We start from the raw sequence: 24329 nt of genomic DNA, 5'->3' as shown, positions 1-24329 counted from the left end.
CTTTTTGAGTTGTTCTACTTTTTGGTCATAAATAATTTGCAAATCATCAATATTATTATTTATACTTGTTGAGAATTCACTTCCTAAATATTTATGCGGATTATCATTCTTCCAATAATGAGCGGTTGATGGTTTTATAGTTGAAGTAAAATTATCAGGTAACAAATGATTTTGAATACCTAAAGCATAGCAAATTTTTACTGAAGAATGGTAAGATTTATACTTTTTCATCTCACAAATAAAAGCGAATTTTTACCAAAAACGAAATTGTTTTCAAAATTTAGAGCTTTTTGAAAATTCGAAAAACATTCTCAAAAATAGTGTGATTCGATGTATAAAAGGGGTACCAAACTACACTAACTCTTTGATAGTCAAATACAATTGGTTCGATAGTAGTGCATGAGGGGGAGCTTGGGAACAGCTCTTTGGAGTTGCGAGGAACGAACAACCTACAATGTGCTGTTTTGAGCGTTGGCACATAAAAACTTACATTGGTGGCTGGCAAGCGTGGGCTGATTCAGATTGGTTTTTTTGCGAGCTTTTGAGGAACGAAAAAGCGAAGCTTTTATTGTTCTTCTAACTCTTTTAAAGCATTTTCAAACTTCAAAAACACAGTTTCATCACAATCTAAAATAAATCGTATAATTTCCAATTTCCTCTTTATCATCTCTGATTCTGTCATCATCTTTTTATTTTCTTTTCAGGATTTTGCCAAGTATTAAACACAGAATAAACAGTCACTTTTTTATCTGTAATTTCATAAATAATTAAGAATGGAAAACGCTTTATAAAAGCTTCTCTATAAGGTTTTCGTTTCTGTGGAAAGTGTTCTGGATTTGTTATAATTCTTTCAAAATAATTATTCAAGTGGTCTAAAAATTCTTCTCCTAATCCAAAACGTTTTTCTTCATAATAAAGATAAGCCTCTATAATTTCTATATTGGCTTCGTCTTTAATTTCTAAAATATATTTCATTATTGAACTGCGTTTCTTGCATTTTGTTTCACTTGTTCCCAAGTAAACGATTTGCTTTCTCCTTTTAAATGGGCTTCTCTACGTTTATCAATCATTTGATATTGCTCTTCTGTTAATGTTACTTCTTGTTCATCTTTTTGGTAACTTTCTGCTAATGCTTTCATCATTTTCAGCAATCTTAAATCTGCTGTATTTATGTATTCTTTTACTGTATTTCTTAAATCTATAGTTGCCATAATTTATTGTTTTATTCCTTTAAAGATAATTCATATTACCTTTCTTTTACAAAGTTATCAATTATTTACAACTTTTATTCTTAAATAATTGGATGAAAATTATTTACGATTTCGTGTAAACTTTCTAAATCATCTTGTAAATAACGTTCTGTAGAACTTATATATCTATGTCCTGCTAAAACTTGAACTTGTCTTAAATTGTATTGTTTTAACCAATTTGCAATTACTGAAGCTCTTATTTGATGAATGTTATTTACTTTTTGATTGTAGCTTTTTAACTTCTTGATAATTGCTAAAACTATATTTCCTAATCGTGCATTATTTGGGATAAAAATTCTATTCGTTTCTAATGATTTTCTTATCAATATTTCTTCTCTAATTTCTTTGATATATTCTAAAAACTCTAGGAAAACAGTTAATTCCAATGTTAACAAATTGAGAATTATTAGTTTCAATAATAAAATTTAACATTTATTTAACAAAAATTACCCACAAAAGTGGAAAATCTTTGAATTAACAAGGTTTTAAATAGTGACTATACAATAATTTTTTTATAGAATCAGTATAATAAACCTTCTGGAGAAGAAGAGTTTGAAACTTTACTAGAGCATTATTCGGTTATCAGTTAAAAACAAATTCGAAATATCTGTATGAATATAGAATCTTTGGTTCATTTTGAGCAAATCAAAGGATTGATTTCTGTCATGGATGGAGATATCTTAACTTGATTTATAACTAGACATTAAACTCACATCCAAACTTATTAAAGTAAGGAATCTTAATCTGTTTACTAATCTTTAGCATCCTTGATAAAACTGTGTTTTTTGAAATATGTAATATTCTTCCAATACTTCTAACTCCACAACTTTCTTTTAATAAGCTTTTAATAAAATTATTGGTTTCTGGTTTATAAGCATTATAAACATATTCTGATTGATAACATCTTTTACAATCTTTACAGTAAAATCGTTGTTTATTATTACGTAATCCTTTCCTAATAGAATTAGAAGAATTACACTTGGCACAATTCATAACTTTTTTAAGCACCAACCTGCCTGCGGCAAGCAGGTTTAATACATTAAAATTATACAAAACTATATTTTATAAGCTCTAACGAATTTTCATTATTTCAAAGAACGTGAATAAGCCCCAATTAAGAAACTTACTCTGTGTTTAATTTGTTGATTACCAATATCTAATTCAAATCATTTTTCAAAAGTACTAATTTGATACATTACCAATCTGTACCATTACCACTTGTAGTTATTATTTTCATAAATAAATTCTTCTACTTTAATACTCCCTTTATACCAAGCCATATGACCTTGGTATTCAGAGTTGAACTTTCCTCGTATTTTAATTTTTTTACTAATGAAATTTAAAGGATTATCATTTTGAAATAAGAATTCTTTTCTTTGATTCTTTAAATCTTTAAATCTTTAAAAAAATTAAAATCTAGCCAAACCCTATTTTCAAAATTTGATTTTTTTCTACTTGATATGGAAGAATCTTCCATACTAAAATAAAAATAACCTGTTATTTCTATATTCTTGTTATGATAATCAGAAGGTGTTTTAATAATTTTTTCTATTGAAACTTGTTTATAAGACTCAATGCTACTTTCGTTTGTTCTTGTGGAATTTCCACAGCTTAAAATTATAAAAATGTTAAATACAAAAAACCTAAATTTCATTTCCTTATGTTTTGAATAATAAAACTATTGTTATTTACAAAAGTTTATTTGTTTTTTTTATTTTTACTTGTAGATTTTACTTTTGAACCAGCTTTAGAAGCAACACCACTTTCAGGTATTACGTATGATTTAAAATATTCTCCTGTTGTCCCCCTAATGCACCTCCAATATATCTTTTTCCTCCAGCATCTGCTTTGAAGAATTTGAACAACAAATCAACAATCAAAAATTAGTGGCGTAATCTCTTATCTTTTTGTCCAACTTTTTGTTGCAAGTCCAGCTACCTTTCTGATGCCATTTTTGAATGGTTTGAAAAAGGAAGAAAAAAGTATACAGATGAATTTAAAGCCTTGGAGTCGTTTGAATAAATATAGCTCTAAATAATAAAAAAAGATATTAAAGACGTTTTAAAATTCTTTTTAATGTAGCAGAATCTTTTTGATTATTCCAAAATAACAACAATGAAATTTCATTTTTATGAGGGTATTCCCTATAAAATACAGTTGTTTGTTCAGATATTACAATAGACTTAATATTGTGATTAGGATAGGTTTTTCCTACTACAATTCCAGTAGACATTCTTTGAACAAAATCTTCAACTAAAAGCACAAATTTTTCAATTTCTTGAAGATTCCATTTTAAATCGATAAAGTCAATTTCTTCGTAATAAGTAAGTTTGGCTAAGGTTGTCCAAGAAACTTCTAAAGACATATATTATATTGAAAGATTGTATTTATTACGAACTTCTGCCATTATTTCTGAATGAGGTGTTACCTCACCACGGTCAGCTTGTTTAATACTTTCATTTAATAACTCTTGGACTTCTTTAGGTAATTTTAAAAATGGATCAGTAGAATTTACTTTTTTCTTTTCAGCGAACTCAAAAATATCTTTCAAATAATTTACATTATCTGTATTTATAAGTTGGATTATTTTATTTCTTAATTCTATTGCTCCCATAATAATAAGTGATTACTCTAACAAATATACATAAATTATAACACAATTTATATGGTTTTAGTACAACATAAATCGTTCCAAATCATATTTTGCAAATAAATATTAGGTCGTTTGACAAGGTAATGTCCTAAATTGGCACTTGAAAAAGTAAGTGCTATGAAATGTAAAAAATGTAATTCAAAGAATTATATCAAAAAAGGGCTACGAGATAATAAACAGCGGTTCTATTATAAAAATTGTCAGTGTTATTTTCAATCAGAATATAATTATCGAGCTTACAAAGCTGATATAAATGAATTAATAGTTAGTTTATTAAAAGAGAGTTGTAGTGTTCGAGGAATTTCAAGAGTATCGAAAATATCTAAAGACACAGTTTTATCAAGAATGCTAAAGATTAGTAAGCAAATTAAAATTACATATTTCAACAAGTTTGGATGTAAGTTTGAAGTAGATGAGATGTTTATAAAAATAGCTAATGGTAAAAAACAGAATTGGTTAATCTATGCAATAGAACAAAAGACTAAAGATATAATTGGTTTTGTAATTGGTGGTAGAAATACAGAAAATCTGAAGATAGTAATTGATAAACTACTTCTACTCTATCCAACACGAATTTATACAGATGGATTAAATATGTATCCGAGTTTGATTCCAAAAGAAATTCACAAACGATTTCGATATTGTACTAATAGAATTGAGAGAATGAATTTGAACTTGAGAACTCATATTAAACGATTATCAAGAAAGACAATTTGCTTTACAAGAAAACAAAAATATTTATAAGCACATTTGAAAATTTACTTTTGGGGATAAAGATTAAAAAATGTGTTATATTTAAATTATGAGTGAAGCATATTACAATTATGGTAAAGAAGTTTCTCGAGAAGAGTTTGAAAAAGAACGAGAGAGGATTATAGCAAAACGACTTAAAGAAGCTGAAAATGAAGAAAATCTAATCGATGATGAAGATTTAGATTTTTATCTAGATGAATTACAAAAAATGGAAGCATAAAAATTTGGATTATAAAATTAAATATACAAAGGAATCAATTTCAGAACTAAACAAGGCATTGTCTTTTTATAGTTCTAAAGAATTAGATTTAGGTCAACGATTTAAAGATGCTTTTCATAAAATACGAATTCAATTAAAAGAAAATCCAGAAATTTTTAAAGAAATAGGAGCAAATCATAGAAGAGCCGTTTTAGGTTCTTCTTTTCCATATACGATTCATTATTCAGTTGATGTTAAGAAGCTCCCCCTTATGCGCTACTATCGAACCAATTATATTTGACTATCAGAGAGTTAGTATAGTTTAGACCCCCTTTTACACATCGAACCACACTATTTGTGAGAATGTTTTTCGAATTTTCGAAAAGCTTAAAAAAATGAAAATAGACCTACTTTTTGTTAAAAATCATCTACTACCAGATAATTTCACATCAACAATAAAACCCTCAACAGCTCATTATTGGAAAAATGATAATCCGCATAAATATTTAGGAAGTGAATTTTCATCAAGTATCAATAATAACATTGATGATTTACAAATTATCTATGATCAAAAAGTAGAACAAATAAAAAAGATGTTTGTTACTTTTTGTAAAGTCTATATCACCATTCTAAATTTTATTGGAGAAAAAGAGTTTAAAACAATTATCAAAAAGAACAGAAATTCCATCGTAAACCTTATTGAAGATATCACGACCAATAATAAAGAGAAAAATTTAATCTGTAAATTTCTAAAAATCACACCTCATTCTTTCCAAACTTGGAAACGATATCAAAATTATTACTGTGAGTTTTCACTAATCAATTTATGTTTTAAGAAAGTACCACAACAAATTTCAAGAAATGAAATTGATGTGCTAAAGAAGTTTATGAATAATAAACGATTTTATCATTGGTCAATGGCTTCAGTTTGGGGTTTAGCTTTTAAGCAAGGAAAAACTTCTATGGCAAGAGGTACTTGGTATCGTTATTTTAAAATTTTAGGATTAAATAAAGTAAGAACTCAATATAAGAAGAAGCGCAAACGTATTTCAACAAGAGCAAATATTCCTAATGAAATTTGGCATATGGATGTTACTTATTATAAAACCATAGACAACATCTAATATTATATTTATACTATTGTAGATAATTTTTCAAGAAAGATTATTGCTTATGATGTTTCCAAAAAACTATCAGCAAATATTAGATTAGAAAGTTTAAAACGAGCGATTAAAAATGAGTTTGATATTTCACTAGGGAAGTCGAATGTAGATTTAATAGTTGATGTAGGTTCAGAAAATAGTAACAAAACAATTCATGAGTTCATCAAAAATCAGCAAGTTCAAATAACTAAAAAGATAGCATTGAAAGATGTGAAATTCTCAAACTAAATAATAGAAGGAACTTATAGAATATTGAAAAGTAAATATTTTCAAGACAGACCAATATTATCCTCTTCAATACATCAAGAAGTAGATTTCTTTGTAAATGATTACAATAATGTAAGACCACATTATGAACATAAGATTTATACTCCAAATGAGATTTTTAATATACCATCATTAAAACAAATCAGACCTATACTAGAAAAATCATATAAAGCTCGATTAACAGTAAATCAATTAACTTCTTGTGAGAATAATTGCTAAAAGGGAAGAGAGAGGCAAAATGTATTAATAAAACTGATTTCTTGAAGCAAAAACCAAAATTCAAAAAATATTAATAGAAGAAAACTAAAATTTATAAGCAGAGAATCAGATTTTAAACCAATTTTATTCAGAAAAGAAAAAGTGGTTTTTCTTAAGGTAGTAATTCGAAAATTCGAATGAACTGATTAGGAAGTATTTGGTTTCTTTAATCCTAATGCTGATATAGGTTTAGCATTAATTTGCCATTTGTCTTTTCTAAAAGTATTTTGTTTTGACTCATGAGGTGGAGCCATGTGACATTTTCCAATTCTATTGTTGAAGGACCTTATAAAATTATGAAATCATATTACTTTAGAATTAAACAAATTCTATCAATCACAATCGAACAAGAACTTGAGTTTTTCATAAACAACTACAATGATGAAAAACCCTGTAATAAACACAAGATTTATACACCAAGTGAGGTTCACGACAACCCAGAATTAGCCGAAGTCAAATTGGTATTGAACAAATCCAACAAAGAACGATTGGAATACAATCGGAACTACTGTTGTAAGCTAATTACATAAAAACAAGATTATTTCACTTAATTAAATAAATAAGACAATAAAACCTTACTTTTTTATCTCTCAATATGTCAATGAACATAAAATGAATTCTTAAAGTAAAATCTTCAAGAAAATTTCGTTTCAAAAGTAGATTATTTTAGGAAAATAGTTTCTAAAATAATTATATGATTTATATATACTTGCATTCGAAAATTCGAATGAACTGATATGTAACTATTTACGTTATATCTAACTTTATTAATCAATTGATTCTCAATTTGTTTCTTTGGTATATAATCTCTTGATTTATTGTTTATCCCGATAGAGGTAGTCCCTTAATTTACTGTGATTCAGATGTGTTGATAAACTATTTTAAGTACATACCAATTTTTTTTAATTATACATACCTAAAAAATTAGTATCTAATTTATTTGTCTAGTTGGTTATTTTAATATAGTTTTAAAAAAAGCTAAAAATTCCAAAATAAAAAATCTTCAAAAAAGTATGCTAAACCATTTAGGGTTTAGTTTATTGTTTTATCAAATTAAAAACTATGAAAAAAAAATATTCACTGTTTTCACAGTTGCACTATCATTAAACTTTTACGCACAAACTGTAGAGAAAATAGAAACAGAAAATGGTCCAAAATCTGACTTTATTTATAAAGATGGGAAAATAGGTATTGGCTCTAACCTACCAGGAGAAAAATTACAGATTAATGGTAATTTAAGGCTTTATGGTTATGATTTGTCTAGGTATATTCGTTTTGGAGAAAGTTTGTATCAAGGGGCTTTTATTAACTATAATGGATTGGGTGAGGTTAATACCTTGAATATAGGAGTACATCAAACTAGTGATACGAATACGACATTAGATTATAACGCCATAAGTATTCCCAGAGCAACTGGAAATGTAGGCATTGGAACAGCAATACCTAAAGAAAAATTACAAGTAGATGGTAATTTAAGGCTTTTTGGTACAAATCTATCAAGATATATTCGTTTTGGAGAAAGTAAATATCAAGGAGCTTTTATCAATTATAATGGAACTGATAATACCTTAAACCTTGGTGTTCATAGTTTAAATACAGAAAATATAGCTAATGATTATAATTCTTTAAGTATTGCTAGGTCTACAGGGAATATTGGAATTGGGACAAAAAACCCAAAAGAAAAACTACAAATCGATGGGAATTTGAGGTTTTTTGGCACAAATATATCAAGATATATTCGTTTTGCTGAAGGCAATTACCAAGGAGCTTTTATTAATTATGATGGGACAGGTAATACATTGAATATAGGTGTTCACAATATAAGTAACAATGACATTGCAGATGATTACAATTCTATTAGCATAGCTAGGACTAAAGGTCATTAGGGATAGGTACTACAAACCCAGGTACTTGGAGATTAGCAGTTTCAGGAAAGGTTAGGGCAACTGAAATAAAAGTAGAAGCATTGCCTTGGTCAGACTTTGTGTTCTACAAAAATTATAATTTACCAACATTACAAGAAGTAGAAAAGCACATTAAAGAAAAAGGGCATTTAAAAGATATTCCGAGTGCTAAAGAAGTAGAAAAAAACGGAATCTTTTTAGGAGAGATGAATGCAAAGTTATTACAGAAAATTGAGGAATTAACTCTATATATTATTGCTCAAGAAAAAATACTGAAAAAGCAAGAAGAAAAAATTAAAGAATTAGAAATAGAAAAGAAAAAAAATGAAGATCTGGAAAAAAGATTAGAGAGGTTAGAAAATTTAATACTCAAAAAATAATTTATTATTTTTAAAATATTTAAAATAGAATTAAAAAAAATTTCTACCTTTATATCTAAATTGCTAATCCTCCATACATTACATCGTATTAATTTTTCTGAAGGGTTTTCAATTCAACAATTAAAAAATCTATTTATGAAAAAACTACTTACAATCAGTTTCCTATTGTTTATCTTTTTTAAAACTGTTGCCCAAAACCAAACAGTAAATGGTAATCTAACTGTTACAGGAACTTCAAACTTTACTGGTTTAATCAATGCTAATTCTGGTTTTTTTGATGGCTGGATAACTTACTCTCAAGCTCAAATAAATAGAAATAATGGTTACGTAGAATTACAATACAATCCAGACAACTTAAATGAAGGAGTTAAAATTTTTGGTCTTAAAAGTTATGCTACAATATGGAATGGTTTAACAGGAGAAATGAATGTAGGTGGACTTTTAAAGGCAAATGTAGGATTATCAGTAAAGGGAAATTCATTATTTAATGATGAATTGGGGATGTCTAAAATATTACATTCTAATAAATATCTATTTACTGTAGAAAATGATGGTTATTTAGAAGGAACAACCGCAGGGATTGAGTTTACATCTAAAAATACAGCAGGGAATACTTTATCTAGGATTATAGAAAATTACCAAGGTAAATTGAGATTTTTAGATATTGATGGTTCCACTGTATTTTATGAAAATGAACAAAGTACTGGAAACCATGATTTTAAAAATGGTACTGCTAATTTTGGAGGTTTATTGTCAGTTAATAAAGGAATTAATGTTTCAACAGGAGTATTTAATTCATCAGTGGCAACATTTACAGGAGCAAATACAAGTAGAGGGTTAGAAATAAGTACTTTTCAGAGAGGTTCAAATGATGATAGTGTAGATTTCAATGCTCCTTTTTCAGGAGGAATTCAAACTTTCAGTTTAGCAGGAGTAGAAAAAATGAGAGTTGATGCAGCTGGAGTAGATATCACTGGAACACTTGGTGTAACAGGAATTTCAAAATTTAATGGTACAACACCAATATCATTAAATTCTACAATTACAAATGGTAGTACTGGTATAAATTTTTCAGATAATGGAGTAAATAAATGGAGGTTATATAAAGAAACAAATAATAGACTTTATATACACAATATAGCTAACGGAACTTTCCCATTTCAACTTAATTCAAACAATGATTTCTATTTGAGAGGTAGAACATTTATTGAAGATGATTTACACGTAAATTCTACTTTATTAAATTTGGGTAGTTCTTCAAATACTAACCAAGTTAGAATGACACTTCAAAAAGATGTTAATAATTCATCAGGTTGGTATATGGGTTACCTTGCGACTAATACCAATAATTTAGGTTTTTATGGCTATGAAAATGCTTCATTTCAAATCTATACAAATAACAATCTAGCTTTCAGCATAGATGCTTTACAGAATACTATTTTTAAAGGATCTTCAGGAAATAATAAACTAACTATAAATCCTAACAGTTCTAATCAACAAATAATTGCATCTGGTGGTTTAAATTTAGGAGCTGGTACAGGGAATGTTAGAGTAAGTAATTTTGGTACTAATTCCGAATTACTTGTTGATGATACTAACCAAATAACTAAAGTTAAAATTAAGGCAATTGGCACATCAGAGTTTTTGGGTGGTGGTATTCAAATACCTAATAATAGTGCAATTTATGCTCCTAACAGTACAGGTTCGGAAACCAGTCAATTACTTGCAACAAGTGGAAGTAATCAATTGATACTTGGTCAGGCAGCAAGATGGAATGGTTTGGGTGTTTATTCTGGTGCAGCAGATTACACAATGTATATGGATAATGCTGGTAATGTTGGTGTTGGGACAACAACTACTGGATCTCATAAGCTAGCTGTTGAAGGTTCAATAGGTGCTAGAGAAATTAAAGTAACTGCAGAAGGTACTCCTTGGTCAGACTTTGTGTTTTACAAAGATTATAATTTACCAACATTAGAAGAAGTAGAAAAGCACATTAAAGAAAAAGGGCATTTAAAAGATATTCCAAGTGCTAAAGAAGTAGAAAAAAACGGAATATTTTTAGGAGAGATGAACGCTAAACTCTTACAGAAAATAGAAGAACTCACTTTGTATACCATTCAACAACAAAAAGAAATAGAGAAGTTAAAAAAAGAAAAAATAGAATTACAAGAGTTGAAAGATAAATTTGCCGAGTTAGAAAAATTAATCAAAAACGAGAAAAAACAATAATTTTAAATGAAAAAAACAACCTTATTTATAGCTGTTCTAGCTTTAATAATTTCAGGAATTTCTATTTACAATAACAAGAAAACTTCAGAATTAGTATATGTAGATGTTAATAAGTTATTAGATGGCTATAAAAGAACTAAAATTGTTAGAGGGGAGTTTGAAGCCAAAGCAAAAGTTTTAAAATCTAATGTAGATAGTTTAGTTACAGATTGGCAAAAAGAATTGAAGTTGTATGAGAAAGAGCGTACAAAATATTCTAAAAGAGAATTAAAGCTAAAACAAGAATTACTAGGCAATAAACAACAACAAATAAACAATTATCAGCAGGCCATTCAGAAACAGATTCAAGATGAAGATAAAAAAGCAACGCAAACTGTAATTAATGATATCAATGACTTTGTAAAAGAATATGGTAAAAGGAAAGGTTACAAAATTATATTTGGAGCTAGTGGTTCTGGAAATATTATGTACGCAAGAGAATCAAGCGACTTAACAGAGTTAGTATTAGAAGGATTAAATAAAGAATTTGAAGGAAAGTAAGTCATTTTCTGTCATTTCTGCGAATGCAGGAATCTCATTATTAATAATCACTGTATTGTGCTTTTTTAGCTGCTCAACAAAATCTTTTAATACAAAAGAAGAAATGTGGGGCTATTTAAAAAATAAAGATAATGGATATTTACAAAGTAAAAATATCAATGGTTACGATTTCTCTTTGATTTACAAACCAACTGATTTGCTTGTAGAACAAGAATTAGGAGAAGATAGGTCAAAGCAAAAAATAAAAGAATTACGAGATAAGTATAAAAATCAGATATATTTTACTTTATCAATGTCAAGAAATAACAAAGAATTATTAAGTACCACTCCAAAAAACAGGCAAGAGTTTGGAGCGATGGTTAATCAATTAGCTTTTGGAATGCGAGAAAAGGTTCATGTATTTACACAGCAGAAAGATACTTTAGAACTATTAGATTATAACTATCCTAGAATGTACGGAATGAGTCAATCTACTACTATGTTATTTGTATATCCAAGAGATGAATCATATTTAAAAGAAGAAACTCTAAACTTTACCATACAAGATTTAGGAACTTATACAGGTGAAGTAAAGTTTAAAATTGAAACTGATAAAATTAAAAAAGAACCGAATCTAAAGCTTAACTAAAATGGCCTTACTCAAAATATATAGATTGATTTTTATTTTAAGTATTTGTTTATTTTTTAATAATCAAATAACCTATTCTCAATATACTAGAGTAAAAATTGTTTTTAAAGATGGATCAATTTTAAAAGGTTTAAGCAAGAAAAAAGGCAGTCATCAAATCAAATTTAAAAAAGACAGATCGTCAAAAGCAAAAAAGTATCAGCTAAAAGATGTAGACGAATATTTTGAATACTATTATGGTAAAAAAGTTAGATTTAAATGTCTATACATTAAGGAAAGTAGAAAACACTTATTAATGCAAGAAGTCATTAAAGGCAAGGTTTCATTATATATTATTGGAGCATCAGGACAGCATGTTGGAATGGGGTTTGGTGGAAATAGTGATGGTTTTGGTGGTATTGGTGGACCTTCAAGCTTTTCTATTGAAAGTTATTATTTAAAAAGAAATGGAGAAGATTATGTACACTATATAACATCTACAGGTGGATTCTCAAGGAATTTTATAAAATATGCAAGTGAGTTTTTTAATGATTGTCCAAAATTAGTAGAAAAAATAAAAAAGAAAGAATATAAAAAAAGAGAGATTAGAGAGGTTGTAAAGTTTTACAACACAGATTGCAAAAAATAAAAAAGTACTATGAAAACAAGAAAGATCTCATTAAATATATCTTTAGTTACTTTAGGATTAACATTCCTTTTGTTTCTAAATATAACAACAACCAATGCCCAAGGACCAAATGCACCAGAAGCTGCAAGTTTCGAGCCAGTAGATGCTACAGATATGGTAAATTTAGTAACAGGAAACTTAAGTTATGTGTTACCATTATTAAATGTGCCTTCACCTGAAGGTGGTTATCCAATATCACTATCTTATCACGCTGGTATTGCTATGGAGCAAGAAGCAAGTTGGGTTGGTTTAGGTTGGAGTATAAACCCAGGCTCTATAAACAGAGCAGTAAATGGATACCCAGATGACTGGGGAAAAACTAACTATAGTGAATTCTTTTATGATAAAGGATGGACAGAAAACTATTATGGGCTTTCATTAGGTGTTCAGGTGACTGATGCAGTTTCTGTGGGTTTGGGGCTTTCTTGGGGTTCTAATCAATCTTTAGGTGGTTTTGTTTCGGCTAGTGTAGGTTTCGGAGAAGGGGGTTCAAAAGGAAGTATAGGGTTTAGAGCAGGAACTAATGGAGTAAGTATCAATGGTGGTTTAAAAGGTTTTTCTGCTAGTTTAGGTACGAGTGGAGTTGGTATTGGATATTCTAAGTCTGGTGTTGGTGTTAATTTAAATTGGAGTCCTTCAAATGGTATCGCTGGTGGTTTTTCAATAACCCAAGGAACTGGCAGTGAAGGAAAGGCATTAAATGGTGATAAATATAATAAAACTGCATCTGTAGGAATTAACTTTAGTTCAAACAGTATTTCTATAAATGGGAGTGCTAACGGGTTTGGAGCAGGTACTACCAATTATACCAATTCAGATGGTGGGGAATATGATGTAAATACTTCATCTACAAGTTTTACTATCCCAATTTATATGTTTTATATCGGTTGGAGTCACACTAAAATACAACGTTCTTTATTTAAGTATGATAATTTATACACATCTGGTATGTTGTATCCTGTTGAAGCAAATAAGTCTCAAGCTAATGGAATAGTATATTCAAATAAAATGGAAGGAAATCATTTTATGGATGTAAATGTAATGCAACCTTTTTCAAATAGTTCTAATGCTGACGATTTAATTGATAACGCTAATAGACATAACATAAATAACTTAATATTAGCTAATTACGATAATTACAATGTAAGCGCTCAAGGCCTTTCAGGCAAATTAAACCCATATACATACAAAGAATTAATTTTATCTGCAAGAGGAAGAGGGGAACAAAATAATGACAATGAGTATGTAACCTATTTAAACAAAAGTCATGATTTTTATACATCTATAGCCAGTGCTACAGGAAATACACCAAATGAAATAGATAAGAAATATTTTACCTTTTCAAACACTTATAATTCTTACTTAAAATTAAATCGAAGTAATTTTTCAAATCAAAATTCTAATAGTTCTGATAGTGAAAACATATTGAGTAAGTATACTACTACAGATAATAACAGCAATGGTTTTATAAATGGCAAGAGAAAAAAAGAAGGAAACCATATTACAACCTTTACAAATAAGGAAATTAGACAAGGAAATTTAAATAGTTTTATAGAGGCAAAAGAAGAATCCAGTACGTCTAATCTATTAGATAGAAATAATACAGAAGTTTTTTTAGATGAAGGTATAGGTGCATACCAAATAACAACAATGGATGGTAAGACATACCATTACTCTTTACCAGTATGTCAATTTGAAAGCTTTTATAAAAATTATCCAAGCCATAAACCCAATGGAGATGTAAATAATAGTGAAGATGATAATTTCTTTGAAATACAAAAAACAAAACCTTATGCAACACATTGGCTGTTAACAGCCATTACAGGACCCGATTATTATGATAAAAATGGAAATGGTAAAGTAGATGAAGCTGATTATGGCTATTGGGTAGAATTCGATTACGGAAAGTGGTCTGATGGTTTTATTTGGAAAACACCTAGAGAAGAAGTTGTGGATGAAAATGATAATACCAAAAAAACAACTGCTTATTCTTGGGGACGTAAACAAATTTATTATTTAGATGCTATAAAAACTAGAACTCATACTGCTTTATTTGTGAAAGACATAAAAAAAGACTCAAAATCAGATATAAGTGTGAATAGATATAAACAAAAAATACAAAATGAAATATTTGACTATAACAAACACCCTTTAAAATTTTCAGCAGGTATATCTAAATACGAAAGTACTAACTATGAGGGGTTAAAATTTATAAATTATTATGATATTGAAAACAATACGAATATCACTTATTATTATGATAAGTTCAAGAAATATTACAGTAGAAAAACTTCCTCTAAATATATTGATTTTACCGAAGTAAAAAGTTTATATTTAAAAAGCATTATCATAGTAAAAAATGAGTTATTGTCCAATAACATAAAGCAAATAAGCACCTCTTTTTCTAATTTAGTTAATGATAATTTTTTTGCAGGACACATTAAGGAACGTTCTAGTATTTTTGAGTATAAATTTAAATATTCGATTCCTCCAAATGCTGATGTGAATAAATCTCTATATGGATACCTTCATACTACAGGTTTTGCAATTGAAGGAAATGACTATAGTTCAACAATCGAAAAAAATAATATTAAAAGCCAAATTTCTAATAATATTTTAGATATCAAAGATATAGAAGGTTTAAATTTAGAAAGTCAAGCAATACAAGTAATTGATTTTGAACATGATTATAGTTTAGCAGACAAAGCACCCAATGCAACAACAGGTAGATTAACTCTAAAAGCGGTAAATTTTAAAGGAAAGTATGGTATACAACTAGTACCACCCTACAAGTTTGAGTATGAAACCCCTTGGCGAGATTATAATAAAGATAATATAGATGCTTGGGGATATTACAAAACCAACCCAGAAACGTGGAGTTTAAATAAAATTACTACTCCAACTGGGGGCAAAATCAATATTGAGTATGGTAAGGATGAATATGTAGCAGAAGCTGCGTTTTCAGAAGAAAAAGAGTTTTCAGATATCATTTCTGTTAACGGAAATTCAACAGAAATGGAAATGACATTCAATTCAAATATAGTTGATGTAAACAGTCATTTTGAGATTGGTAGATTTTATAGAGTAACTTATACCTATCATGATTGTGGTAGAGAAGATTGGTACACAGGAGATGTGGATTGTAATATTCAAAATAGAGATAAAAATTTTGAAGTAATAGGCAAAGGTTCTAATTGGGTTCGTATAAAGATAGGTAATGATAATCTTTCAATTTTTGATCCCACAAATCAAAGTTGTGGTCAAGAAGGTGAATGTGTGGATAATGTTAAAATTTACGGCACAAAAAATGGTTTCTCTTCACCTGTACAAGGAGGAGGAATAGTTACTAATAGCATCACTATAAATGATGGAGTTAAAGATATAGCAAGAACCGAATACAATTATAAAAGAGGGGTTACTTCCTATGTACCTTCAAAAGAACCAAAAGGGATTCCTTATGTATCAGAATTACCAGCTCCAATGGTTTTATATGGAGAGGTTGAGATGAATACCAAGGATGGTAATGGAAATTATTTAGGAAGTACTGTTTATGAATTTGAGACTTTAGAACCTAGAAAAGAAGAAACTGGTTATATTTTTAGTTTAGGAGAAGCGTTTCGAGTTAAAGAAAACCAAAATCAAACTTTTGAAAATGGAAAAGTAATCGCCAATAAATATACAATAGAAAGTAAATTAGGTAATATTGGTAGATTAAAGTCAGTTAAGAGTTTTAATGCAGAAAATCAATTGCTAAACAAAACTGAAAATCACTATAAAGTAGATTTAGATAATGATTTAGAAATAGGAGTTACCCAAGAATCATTTAAAAGTTATAAGAGGTATAGAAAGGATTTAAATAACGATAATGATTTTTTTGACCCTAATGAGGAAACATTTTATGTAAGTGCTACTAGTAAAATAAATTACCCTAGTGTTTTAGAGAGTGTAACCACAAGTCAAGGTAATTTTGAGGTCACAAAATATTTTGACAAGCACGATTTTTTAACAGGTCAGGTTTTAGAAACTAGAACCTATGCCAGTGATGGTGTTGCATTTAAGAGTAAAATTGTTCCTGCTTATCAAAGATATTCAGAGATGGGCAGTAAAATTGATAACCCAGATAATGCAAATATGTTAACCCAAACAGCAGCAAGTTATACATATTTATTAAATGAAGATCCTAATGCATCTCAAGAAGATAAAGAAACTGTTATTGGTGTTGGCATTACTACTTGGAATAATTTGTGGGGCTATAGAAATTATAATGGCCAAGAATCTGTACCTTCTAATTCTGATACTTATAAAGTTTGGCGAAAACATCAAAGTTTTATTTGGAAAGGAGATATAGATTCAGAAGGTAAATATCTTGGTTTCAATGAAATGAATGATGACGAATTTGAATGGGGTTTAGGAATAGCACAAACCAATTCAGATTGGCAACAAGTATCAGAAGTAACTAGATACGATCATTATTCAATGACTTTAGAGACAAAAGATATCAATGATAATTATGCTTCTACAAAAATGGGAGATAATAACTCTAAAGTAATAGCAGTTGCTAATGCAGCCTACAGAGAAATGTATTATTCTGGTGCTGAATATGAAATTATGGGAGCTGAAGGCAGTTCAATAGGTTATTTTGATGGGGAAGTTAAATTTTCTGGAACCAGAATGCCAAAAACGGAGACAGATATACCACACACAGGAAATTATTATTTACAAACTCCTTATGGTCAAAACGCTTTTGAAGTAAATATACCTACAAGAGCTGATAGAGATACTTATAGAAAAAAACGTTTCAAAGTATCAGTTTGGGTAAAGAAAGGCCAAGAGTTAAATGTAGGTATAAAAGTAAATAATGGTTCAGCACAAAGCTTTAATACAGACGAGACAATCCTTGCAGGAGACTGGTCATTATTAAATGGATATATAGATATTACAGATGCTGCAAGTTCGATTGCTATTACAAGCACTAACGGAACAATTGATTTAGACGACTTCCGTTTACACCCAATAACATCTTCTATGACGAGTTACGTATATAACGAATTTGATGAAGTCACCTTTATTATGGGAGCTAATGGTTTATCAACATGCTATGTGTATGACAATGCAGGAAGATTAAAAGAGACTTGGGTAGAAGTTTTAGATAATGATGCAGCTGGTATTATTGGAGGCTTTAAAAGAGTAAGTAAAAACTCTTATAATTATAAAAACGACTAATGCTATGAAAAAGAAGTTATATTTTTTAGTACTCGTATTTTTTAATTTTTGTTATTTTAACTCTTATACACAAAGTATTGATGATTTTGATGATGATGGGAATCCAACCTGTATAAGACCTACCTTATATTATAATGGATTAAATCTAAATGCTGCTGTAACTATAGATGTTCCATATGGGGTTTCAACAATAATTATAAATGCAACAGGAGGTACATGTACCAATATTTTAGATATTAATTCACCTGTAGATTGGATTTCAAAAAATAGTTCTAATAATACTTCTATAACTATTAATATTGATGAAAATGACACTCCATATGAACGTACTACTTTTGTAAGTATAATATCACCAGGTGCTGTTTTTGATAATAATATCCTTATTTTTTTAGAAGATATTAATGATAATCGAAATATTGTCCAACAATTTAGAATAAGACAAGCATTAAATCCAAATTATGAAATCTATTACACAGATTCAGACGGAGATGGTTTTGGAGATTATAATGCAGAACCTGTTATTTTCGTTAAGAGTGGAAAAAAACCAGCAGGAATGGAAAAAAATAATCTAGACTTTTGCCCATTTGATTATTTTACAACAAATAATGGATGTGAAGGACCCTACGAAGATATCAATTGGGTACGTTCTGCAAGTTATGATATTAAAGGAAACCTATTATCTGCTAGTAAAGGTTATTTTGATGATTTAGGAAAACCTATACAAAACCAAACTTTTGATATTAAAGAAAACCGAACTTGGGCAACTCAAACAATGTACGATGAACAAGGCAGACCAGCTTTTCAAAGTTTATCTGCCCCAATAACTAATAAAGGGCAAGCACTAAATTTTCAATATGAAAGTAATTTCATAAAATATGCTGATAATTCTAGAAATTTTACAACAACGGATTTTATAAATTCAGATACCTACAACCCATCTACTGTAGGAAATCAAACAAATACTTTAGGTTGGTATTATAGTGCTCAAAATGCAGACGAACCCAATCAAGACATCACAGATAGACCCTATTCTAGAACAATATACAGCACCTTAAACCCAGGTGCAGTGAAACAAACTATTGGTGGTAACAAAATTAATGGAGAATGGATACAAGGTCATTCTTTTTCAATGCCAGCCGCTCAAGAAATGTATTATGCTTTTGGGTACGACCACTTTGAAACCAATCCAGATATTAAGTATTCTTATCCAGAAATTTCATCTACTTTAATAAACAATTCTAATGTTCAAATTAACTGGTTAAAAGCTACAAAAACTGTAGTGCAAGATGTTCACAGTAATGAATCTGTGGTATTTACAGATACAGATGGTAAAACTCTAGCAACTGCAAGATCTGGTAGTAATGAAAACCCTATCTATGATAGGCCCTATGAAGTTGTTTCTTTAATTGGTAAACAAGGATACGTAGATATTCATATTCCTAAAGGTTGTGACAATACTTTAGAATTTATAGGAAATACAGACCCAAATAATTATGATATTTATGATTTAAAAACTGAATTGAAATTACAAAATAAAACAAACATACCTTCAGGATTTTATAGAGTTGTATGGAATGTTAGAGACCAAAGTTTAGAACATCAAAATCCTCATTTAGAAAAACCTGCACTAACTTATATCGAGAAATCTACTAGTAAAATCAAGAGGGTTTTTACAGAAAATATTGGGGTTCGTTATCGTGTTAATTATTACGATTTTAGTATAAATTATTATAATAAACAAGGTCAGTTAATCGCATCAAATCAACCATTAGGATTTGATAATTATGATTTTATCAGGTTAGAACCTTCTATTGGCTTAAAACATACTAAAGAGTTTATAGATATAAATCCTAATGTACCCAACTTATTATCCACCTTCACCTACAACGCATTAGGGCAGTTAACGGAAACAACAAGCCCAGATGAAGGCAATGCAAAATTCTTATACAGAAAAGATGGACAAATACGTTTTTCTAAAAATTCTAAACAAGATATTGATGAAGAAATTTCTTACACAGACTATGATGAATTTGGTAGACCTGTAGAAAGTGGAGTAATTACAGATACAGATAGCTTTGGTGGATTCGATTTTCTTAAAAATTATGTGGATGTGCCATTAAATCAAATCAACTTTAATGGAGACGAATTTAAAGAACAACATTTTACAGAATACGATTTTTTACAAAACCCAAATGAATTAACCAGCTTACCAGGTTTGTCTTCACTATATTACAACCCTACATTTTTAGCGGGTAATGTTGCTAAAACATGGAATAAAGAAGATCAAAACGGATCTATTACCTCTGCTACTTGGTACAGTTATGATTTGTATGGACGCGTAAAATGGATTGTGCAAAACATACCTACTTTAGGGGTAAAAACCATCGATTATGTGTACGATCCTGTTACTAGTCAAGTAACCAGTGTTATTTTTCAAAAACACAATGCTGCAGAATATTTTGAACACAGATACTCTTACAATATCGCCCAAGAATTAACAAAGGTAGAAACTAGGACAGCTAGTAATGCTAACTTTATTACCCATGCAGATTATAGTTATTATGAAACAGGAGCCTTAAAAAGAACCACTTTAGCCAACGGAATACAAGATATAGATTATGTCTATAATTTATCTGGCCAATTAAAAGCCATCAACCACCCAAGTTTAGCACAAGACAACCAACTTAACCCCAGTAGTAAAGATTTATTTGGGATGACTTTAGACTATTATAATGGAGATTATAAAAGAAATACTTCTAAATTTTCATTAAGTACATCACCCAATAACCAATACAATGGTAATATAAAAGGTATTTCTTGGAACACCAATAGCGACAATACCATACACGATTATATACAGTACGATTATACCTACAATAAATACAATTGGTTACAAGAAGCTATTTTTAATGGTAGAACCAACCAACAAAATGGTGCAGAAACCGATTTAGAATTAAACACACCTTTAACAGCGACAACAATAGCCAAAGCCACCAATTCTATTACCTTAAAACGTGATTTTTCTTTTATACCTACCAATGGTAGTACTTTTTCTGCAAGTATTGTAACAGCGGCTAACAATGGCGAATATGGAGTAGGCGATTACAACGTAACTGGGATAACCTATGATGCCAATGGAAATATAAAAAGCTTAAATAGAAATAGAAATTCAGATGATGTAAACGACCCTAACTCTAACAAAATGGACGAGTTAGAATATACTTATAAATCTGGTAAACCCAACCAGCTAGATTTTATAACAGACCATGCTGGATTTAAAAATGTTGGTGATATTGGAAACCAATTAGGCGTAAATTACCACTATAACAGCATTGGGCAGTTAGATGAAGATTGGGAAAATGTACCTGAAGCTCAAAAGACAGCTTATTTACAAAACAATAATAATTTACCCACTACAAATATTACTAAATATGAATACAATGCTAGTGGTTTGGTTACCAAAGTAAAATACAATGGTTTTACTAGAGTAGAATTTTTCTATAATGACAAAGGTTATAGAACAAAAAAAGTAAGCTACCAAAGTAACAGTACAAACATAAATACAACTACAGATTACGTGTTAGATGCTTCAGGTAGTGTTTTGGCAATTTACGAAAACCAGCAATTGGTAGAGCTACCTATTTACGGAGCTAGCAGATTGGGTATTTATAAAAAACCAAGCAATACAAGCGTGTACCAACTTACAGACCATTTAGGCAATGTACGTGCAGTAATTGCAGACAATGGTAATGGAATGCCAATGGCATTAGTTGCCACAGATTACTATCCCTTTGGGATGCCAATGTCTGGGAGAAAAATTGTAAATGGAGAAGAATATAGATACGCGTATCAGGGACAAGAGAAAGATGGTGAAACCCAAAAGGAAGCGTTTCAACTGCGTTTATGGGATGGAAGAATTGGAAGGTGGTTGACTACTGACCCTTATAGACAATATTCAAGTCCTTATGTTGGAATGGGGAATAATCCGATGAATGGAACAGACCCTGATGGAGGTAAATTTTTTGATTGGGTAAGAAAATTCGGAAGTAAAACATTTTATTGGGATGATAATATAAATTCAAAGGCAGCTGCTGATGCAGCTGGAGTTTCTTATGGAGGAAAAACTAAACAAGAAGCACTTGATAGTTATTATGATATAGCTGGAGGATGGGAAAAATTATTCGGAGCTAAATTAAATTTTGATGATGATAGTTTTTTTAATTTAAAAGTTATTCCATTATTTAATAAAATTATAAATGGAGTTACAGAAAGTTACAAGAAATATAATAATTTAAGTTATTCTGAAAAGCAGAAAATAATTGAAAATGATGAAGTAAATAGATATTTTGATAAAATAAGTCTTAATGGGAAAAAGTTAGAACCAGGTAAATGGATGAATAAATCATTTGAAATAAATGGAGTAAAACTAGTAGGAAACTTTGAAATTATTAAAACAGTAACAAAAGTTAATTTTGTAAATCATGCTAGATTTAGATATGATGGTCAAAATTTTGCAAAAGATGCTTATGTAGTTGGTTCAGGTTCTGGAGTTACTAAACTCGGGATAAATTTTACAAATGACATTAGGGGAGAAATAGGTGTTTTTTGGATTTGGTTTAACAACCCAAAAGATTGGCATTCAGCCGCTAATGCTATACAAAAATGAAAAAAATAATTACAATTATTTTGTCACTGTTTATTGCAATTATATTTATTGTAAATATAAGAAAGTATTATCTTACAAAAGATCTTATAAAAGATATTGAATTAAATACTGTGTCATTAAATTTATTTATAAGAGGAGACCTAGTAAATCATTTTGATGAGTTTCCAAAAGAAAAGAAAGATATAATTAATATATTTCATAGATATAAAATATACTCTGGAAATTCTTCTTCATTTCTAGATTACGGGTATAATATAAAATATGATAGTGTGAATGATATATCTTATGTTTATAGTTTAGGAATTGATAAAATTGACAATAACCTATATAACATTCCTTATAATACTATTGATAGTATAGGTCTATATACAGGCTCTTTAGAATTAAATATTAGAAATTTTCTAAAATCAAAGAAATCTGATATTATTTTCTTTGTTTTTAAAAATAATAATCTTTTTAATATTCCGAAAATTAAAGATTTAAATGATATAGTTAACCTTAAACTAGTATCAGAAATAAATGGGGTTTATAAGGCTTCATTAGGTTTAAATTTTATACCTAAAAAAAAGAAAGAAAATTTTATTTCTGACATAAAAAAAATTGAAAAGAAAATTAATAGAAGAAATTTTTTAGAAGAAGATTATATTAAGGGAAGAACAAAAACAATTTTTTTTAGGTATAAGGACAAAAATTTATCTATTATTTCTAATAATAATCTTTCAAACAAATTTGTAGAAAAGTATTATAATGAAATTGAAAGACATTTTTCTAATATAGATAAGTCTTATTTTGATTATGCGGTTTTTCCTATTACTTTTGTTGAAGAAATACTCCCCTGATGGCGCTAGAATGACACGTAATGGCTAGTGCTAGCATTTGCTAGTACCGTCAACGATAAGAAAAGAAAGCTATGCTAAAAGCATAGTTTTTTGTATTTTAGTTTTTGAGTAGAAAGTACAAATTCCATAATAAAGCAGGTTTATACTTTGTGAGTTTTGCTACAATAAACTGGATAGATGTTTTTACAAGACAAATGTATTTAGATGTGTTGGCAGACAGCGTAATCTATTGCCGTAAAGAAAAATGTATGGAGTTGTATTGTTATTGTTTTATGCCAAGTCATATCCATTTTATCTTTAGAAGTGCAAATGAACTACCATCAGAATTATTAAGAGATTTTAAAGGTCATACCTCAAAGAAAACCATAGAAGCTATAGAAAACAACCCACAAGAAAGTCGAAAAGAATGGTTATTATGGATAGCCTGTCTTGAGCGAAGTCGAAAGATTAAAAGAGCAGAAAAAATAATGCAACTACAAGTAAATATCAATTTTGGCAACACCACAATAAGCCTATCGAATTATGGAGTGGAAAAGTGATTAAACAAAAAATAGATTATATCCATAACAATCCAGTAGCAAGTGGTTTTGCAACCAATGCTGTAGATTGGAAATATTCAAGTGCAAGAAACTTTCAAGACGACGATACTATTTTAGAAATTGATAGCATTGGGTTTTTGAGCTAACGTATTCGATTAGTTTTTGAGT

The 24329-nt window shown here is 29.1% G+C and carries 23 protein-coding genes and 2 pseudogenes; 17 read left to right on the top strand and 8 right to left on the bottom strand.

Features of this window, described 5'->3' with window-relative positions; all coding sequences use genetic code 11:
• The 8 genes and pseudogenes from BTO18_RS17715 to BTO18_RS14445 all read right to left on the bottom strand — a co-directional run.
• Nucleotides 1–231 (bottom strand): hypothetical protein (locus tag BTO18_RS17715; RefSeq protein WP_170063283.1); only part of this gene is annotated, 231 nt, incomplete at its 3' end.
• 450 nt (nucleotides 232–681) lie between these two features.
• Nucleotides 682–975: a type II toxin-antitoxin system RelE/ParE family toxin gene (locus BTO18_RS14470; RefSeq protein WP_105016910.1), complete on the bottom strand. Its 294-nt coding sequence runs from the start codon at nucleotides 973–975 to the stop codon at nucleotides 682–684.
• Nucleotides 975–1211: an addiction module protein gene (locus tag BTO18_RS14465; protein ID WP_105016909.1), complete on the bottom strand. Its 237-nt coding sequence runs from the start codon at nucleotides 1209–1211 to the stop codon at nucleotides 975–977. The genes BTO18_RS14470 and BTO18_RS14465 overlap by 1 nt, the downstream gene beginning before the upstream one ends.
• Before the next feature lie 80 nt (nucleotides 1212–1291).
• Nucleotides 1292–1636, bottom strand: coding sequence for a site-specific integrase (locus BTO18_RS14460; protein WP_105016908.1), 345 nt, complete (start codon nucleotides 1634–1636; stop codon nucleotides 1292–1294).
• Between the two features lie 313 nt (nucleotides 1637–1949).
• Nucleotides 1950–2243, bottom strand: a pseudogene (locus tag BTO18_RS17525) (transposase-like zinc-binding domain-containing protein); the annotation flags it as partial.
• 391 nt (nucleotides 2244–2634) lie between these two features.
• A complete protein-coding gene (locus tag BTO18_RS14455) occupies nucleotides 2635–2904 on the bottom strand; it encodes a hypothetical protein (RefSeq protein ID WP_105016907.1) in 270 nt (89 codons plus the stop codon).
• 396 nt (nucleotides 2905–3300) lie between these two features.
• Nucleotides 3301–3615 (bottom strand): hypothetical protein, encoded by a 315-nt coding sequence (locus BTO18_RS14450; protein WP_105016906.1) that lies wholly within the window; start codon nucleotides 3613–3615, stop codon nucleotides 3301–3303.
• A gap of 3 nt (nucleotides 3616–3618) precedes the next feature.
• A complete protein-coding gene (locus BTO18_RS14445; protein ID WP_105016905.1) occupies nucleotides 3619–3864 on the bottom strand; it encodes a hypothetical protein in 246 nt (81 codons plus the stop codon).
• A gap of 156 nt (nucleotides 3865–4020) precedes the next feature.
• On the opposite strand from BTO18_RS14445, the gene BTO18_RS14440 reads away from it, so the two are divergent.
• The 17 genes and pseudogenes from BTO18_RS14440 to BTO18_RS14380 all read left to right on the top strand — a co-directional run bounded on the left by BTO18_RS14440 (nucleotide 4021) and on the right by BTO18_RS14380 (nucleotide 24307).
• Nucleotides 4021–4647, top strand: coding sequence for an IS1 family transposase (locus tag BTO18_RS14440; protein WP_146106953.1), 627 nt, complete (start codon nucleotides 4021–4023; stop codon nucleotides 4645–4647).
• 58 nt (nucleotides 4648–4705) lie between these two features.
• Nucleotides 4706–4876 carry a hypothetical protein gene (locus tag BTO18_RS17710; protein WP_170063281.1) on the top strand — a complete coding sequence of 57 codons (171 nt, stop codon included), beginning with the start codon at nucleotides 4706–4708 and terminating at the stop codon, nucleotides 4874–4876.
• Nucleotides 4877–4880: 4 nt separating this feature from the next.
• Nucleotides 4881–5156: a hypothetical protein gene (locus BTO18_RS14435; protein WP_146106952.1), complete on the top strand. Its 276-nt coding sequence runs from the start codon at nucleotides 4881–4883 to the stop codon at nucleotides 5154–5156.
• A 94-nt stretch (nucleotides 5157–5250) separates the two neighbouring features.
• Nucleotides 5251–5979 carry a hypothetical protein gene (locus BTO18_RS14430; protein ID WP_105016902.1) on the top strand — a complete coding sequence of 243 codons (729 nt, stop codon included), beginning with the start codon at nucleotides 5251–5253 and terminating at the stop codon, nucleotides 5977–5979.
• A 6-nt stretch (nucleotides 5980–5985) separates the two neighbouring features.
• The gene (locus tag BTO18_RS18200) at nucleotides 5986–6246 is read left to right on the top strand and encodes an integrase catalytic domain-containing protein (protein ID WP_146106982.1); all 261 of its coding nucleotides are present in this window, start codon (nucleotides 5986–5988) and stop codon (nucleotides 6244–6246) included.
• A 24-nt stretch (nucleotides 6247–6270) separates the two neighbouring features.
• Nucleotides 6271–6504, top strand: a complete 234-nt coding sequence (locus BTO18_RS17515; protein ID WP_146106951.1) for a hypothetical protein — start codon at nucleotides 6271–6273, stop codon at nucleotides 6502–6504.
• 335 nt (nucleotides 6505–6839) lie between these two features.
• Nucleotides 6840–7073, top strand: coding sequence for a hypothetical protein (locus tag BTO18_RS17510; RefSeq protein WP_146106950.1), 234 nt, complete (start codon nucleotides 6840–6842; stop codon nucleotides 7071–7073).
• A gap of 483 nt (nucleotides 7074–7556) precedes the next feature.
• Nucleotides 7557–8429: a hypothetical protein gene (locus BTO18_RS14425; RefSeq protein ID WP_105016901.1), complete on the top strand. Its 873-nt coding sequence runs from the start codon at nucleotides 7557–7559 to the stop codon at nucleotides 8427–8429.
• 80 nt (nucleotides 8430–8509) lie between these two features.
• A complete protein-coding gene (locus tag BTO18_RS14420) occupies nucleotides 8510–8827 on the top strand; it encodes a hypothetical protein (RefSeq protein WP_105016900.1) in 318 nt (105 codons plus the stop codon).
• Between the two features lie 135 nt (nucleotides 8828–8962).
• A complete protein-coding gene (locus BTO18_RS14415; RefSeq protein WP_105016899.1) occupies nucleotides 8963–11059 on the top strand; it encodes a hypothetical protein in 2097 nt (698 codons plus the stop codon).
• A 6-nt stretch (nucleotides 11060–11065) separates the two neighbouring features.
• Nucleotides 11066–11599, top strand: coding sequence for an OmpH/Skp family outer membrane protein (locus tag BTO18_RS14410; RefSeq protein ID WP_105016898.1), 534 nt, complete (start codon nucleotides 11066–11068; stop codon nucleotides 11597–11599).
• The gene (locus BTO18_RS14405) at nucleotides 11586–12227 is read left to right on the top strand and encodes a hypothetical protein (protein ID WP_226789016.1); all 642 of its coding nucleotides are present in this window, start codon (nucleotides 11586–11588) and stop codon (nucleotides 12225–12227) included. Before BTO18_RS14410 ends, BTO18_RS14405 begins: the two co-directional genes overlap by 14 nt.
• Before the next feature lie 25 nt (nucleotides 12228–12252).
• Nucleotides 12253–12855, top strand: a complete 603-nt coding sequence (locus BTO18_RS14400) for a hypothetical protein (protein ID WP_146106949.1) — start codon at nucleotides 12253–12255, stop codon at nucleotides 12853–12855.
• 9 nt (nucleotides 12856–12864) lie between these two features.
• The gene (locus tag BTO18_RS14395; RefSeq protein ID WP_105016896.1) at nucleotides 12865–18117 is read left to right on the top strand and encodes a hypothetical protein; all 5253 of its coding nucleotides are present in this window, start codon (nucleotides 12865–12867) and stop codon (nucleotides 18115–18117) included.
• Between the two features lie 4 nt (nucleotides 18118–18121).
• Nucleotides 18122–22783 (top strand): RHS repeat-associated core domain-containing protein, encoded by a 4662-nt coding sequence (locus BTO18_RS14390; protein WP_105016895.1) that lies wholly within the window; start codon nucleotides 18122–18124, stop codon nucleotides 22781–22783.
• Complete coding sequence (locus BTO18_RS14385; protein WP_105016894.1) at nucleotides 22780–23622, top strand: hypothetical protein; 843 nt, start codon at nucleotides 22780–22782, stop codon at nucleotides 23620–23622. The genes BTO18_RS14390 and BTO18_RS14385 overlap by 4 nt, the downstream gene beginning before the upstream one ends.
• Nucleotides 23623–23726: 104 nt before the next feature.
• A pseudogene (locus BTO18_RS14380) lies at nucleotides 23727–24307 on the top strand (transposase).
• Nucleotides 24308–24329: the final 22 nt, after the last annotated feature.

Origin of the sequence: Polaribacter porphyrae, from assembly GCF_002954685.1 — a bacterium.
GTDB classification, from domain to species: domain Bacteria; phylum Bacteroidota; class Bacteroidia; order Flavobacteriales; family Flavobacteriaceae; genus Polaribacter; species Polaribacter porphyrae.
Note: the sequence above shows the minus strand (reverse complement) of the source record. Positions and strands in the feature narration are given on the sequence as shown.

Coding starts and splice junctions, on each gene's coding strand:
- BTO18_RS14385 (WP_105016894.1), top strand. CDS start 22,780: ATGAAAAAAATAATTACAATTATTTTGTCACTGTTTATTGCAATTATA.
- BTO18_RS14430 (WP_105016902.1), top strand. CDS start 5,251: ATGAAAATAGACCTACTTTTTGTTAAAAATCATCTACTACCAGATAAT.
- BTO18_RS14465 (WP_105016909.1), bottom strand. CDS start 1,211: ATGGCAACTATAGATTTAAGAAATACAGTAAAAGAATACATAAATACA.
- BTO18_RS14440 (WP_146106953.1), top strand. CDS start 4,021: ATGAAATGTAAAAAATGTAATTCAAAGAATTATATCAAAAAAGGGCTA.
- BTO18_RS14425 (WP_105016901.1), top strand. CDS start 7,557: ATGCTAAACCATTTAGGGTTTAGTTTATTGTTTTATCAAATTAAAAAC.
- BTO18_RS14450 (WP_105016906.1), bottom strand. CDS start 3,615: ATGTCTTTAGAAGTTTCTTGGACAACCTTAGCCAAACTTACTTATTAC.
- BTO18_RS14395 (WP_105016896.1), top strand. CDS start 12,865: ATGAAAACAAGAAAGATCTCATTAAATATATCTTTAGTTACTTTAGGA.
- BTO18_RS14410 (WP_105016898.1), top strand. CDS start 11,066: ATGAAAAAAACAACCTTATTTATAGCTGTTCTAGCTTTAATAATTTCA.
- BTO18_RS14470 (WP_105016910.1), bottom strand. CDS start 975: ATGAAATATATTTTAGAAATTAAAGACGAAGCCAATATAGAAATTATA.
- BTO18_RS14455 (WP_105016907.1), bottom strand. CDS start 2,904: ATGAAATTTAGGTTTTTTGTATTTAACATTTTTATAATTTTAAGCTGT.
- BTO18_RS14390 (WP_105016895.1), top strand. CDS start 18,122: ATGAAAAAGAAGTTATATTTTTTAGTACTCGTATTTTTTAATTTTTGT.
- BTO18_RS14445 (WP_105016905.1), bottom strand. CDS start 3,864: ATGGGAGCAATAGAATTAAGAAATAAAATAATCCAACTTATAAATACA.
- BTO18_RS17710 (WP_170063281.1), top strand. CDS start 4,706: ATGAGTGAAGCATATTACAATTATGGTAAAGAAGTTTCTCGAGAAGAG.
- BTO18_RS17510 (WP_146106950.1), top strand. CDS start 6,840: ATGAAATCATATTACTTTAGAATTAAACAAATTCTATCAATCACAATC.
- BTO18_RS14415 (WP_105016899.1), top strand. CDS start 8,963: ATGAAAAAACTACTTACAATCAGTTTCCTATTGTTTATCTTTTTTAAA.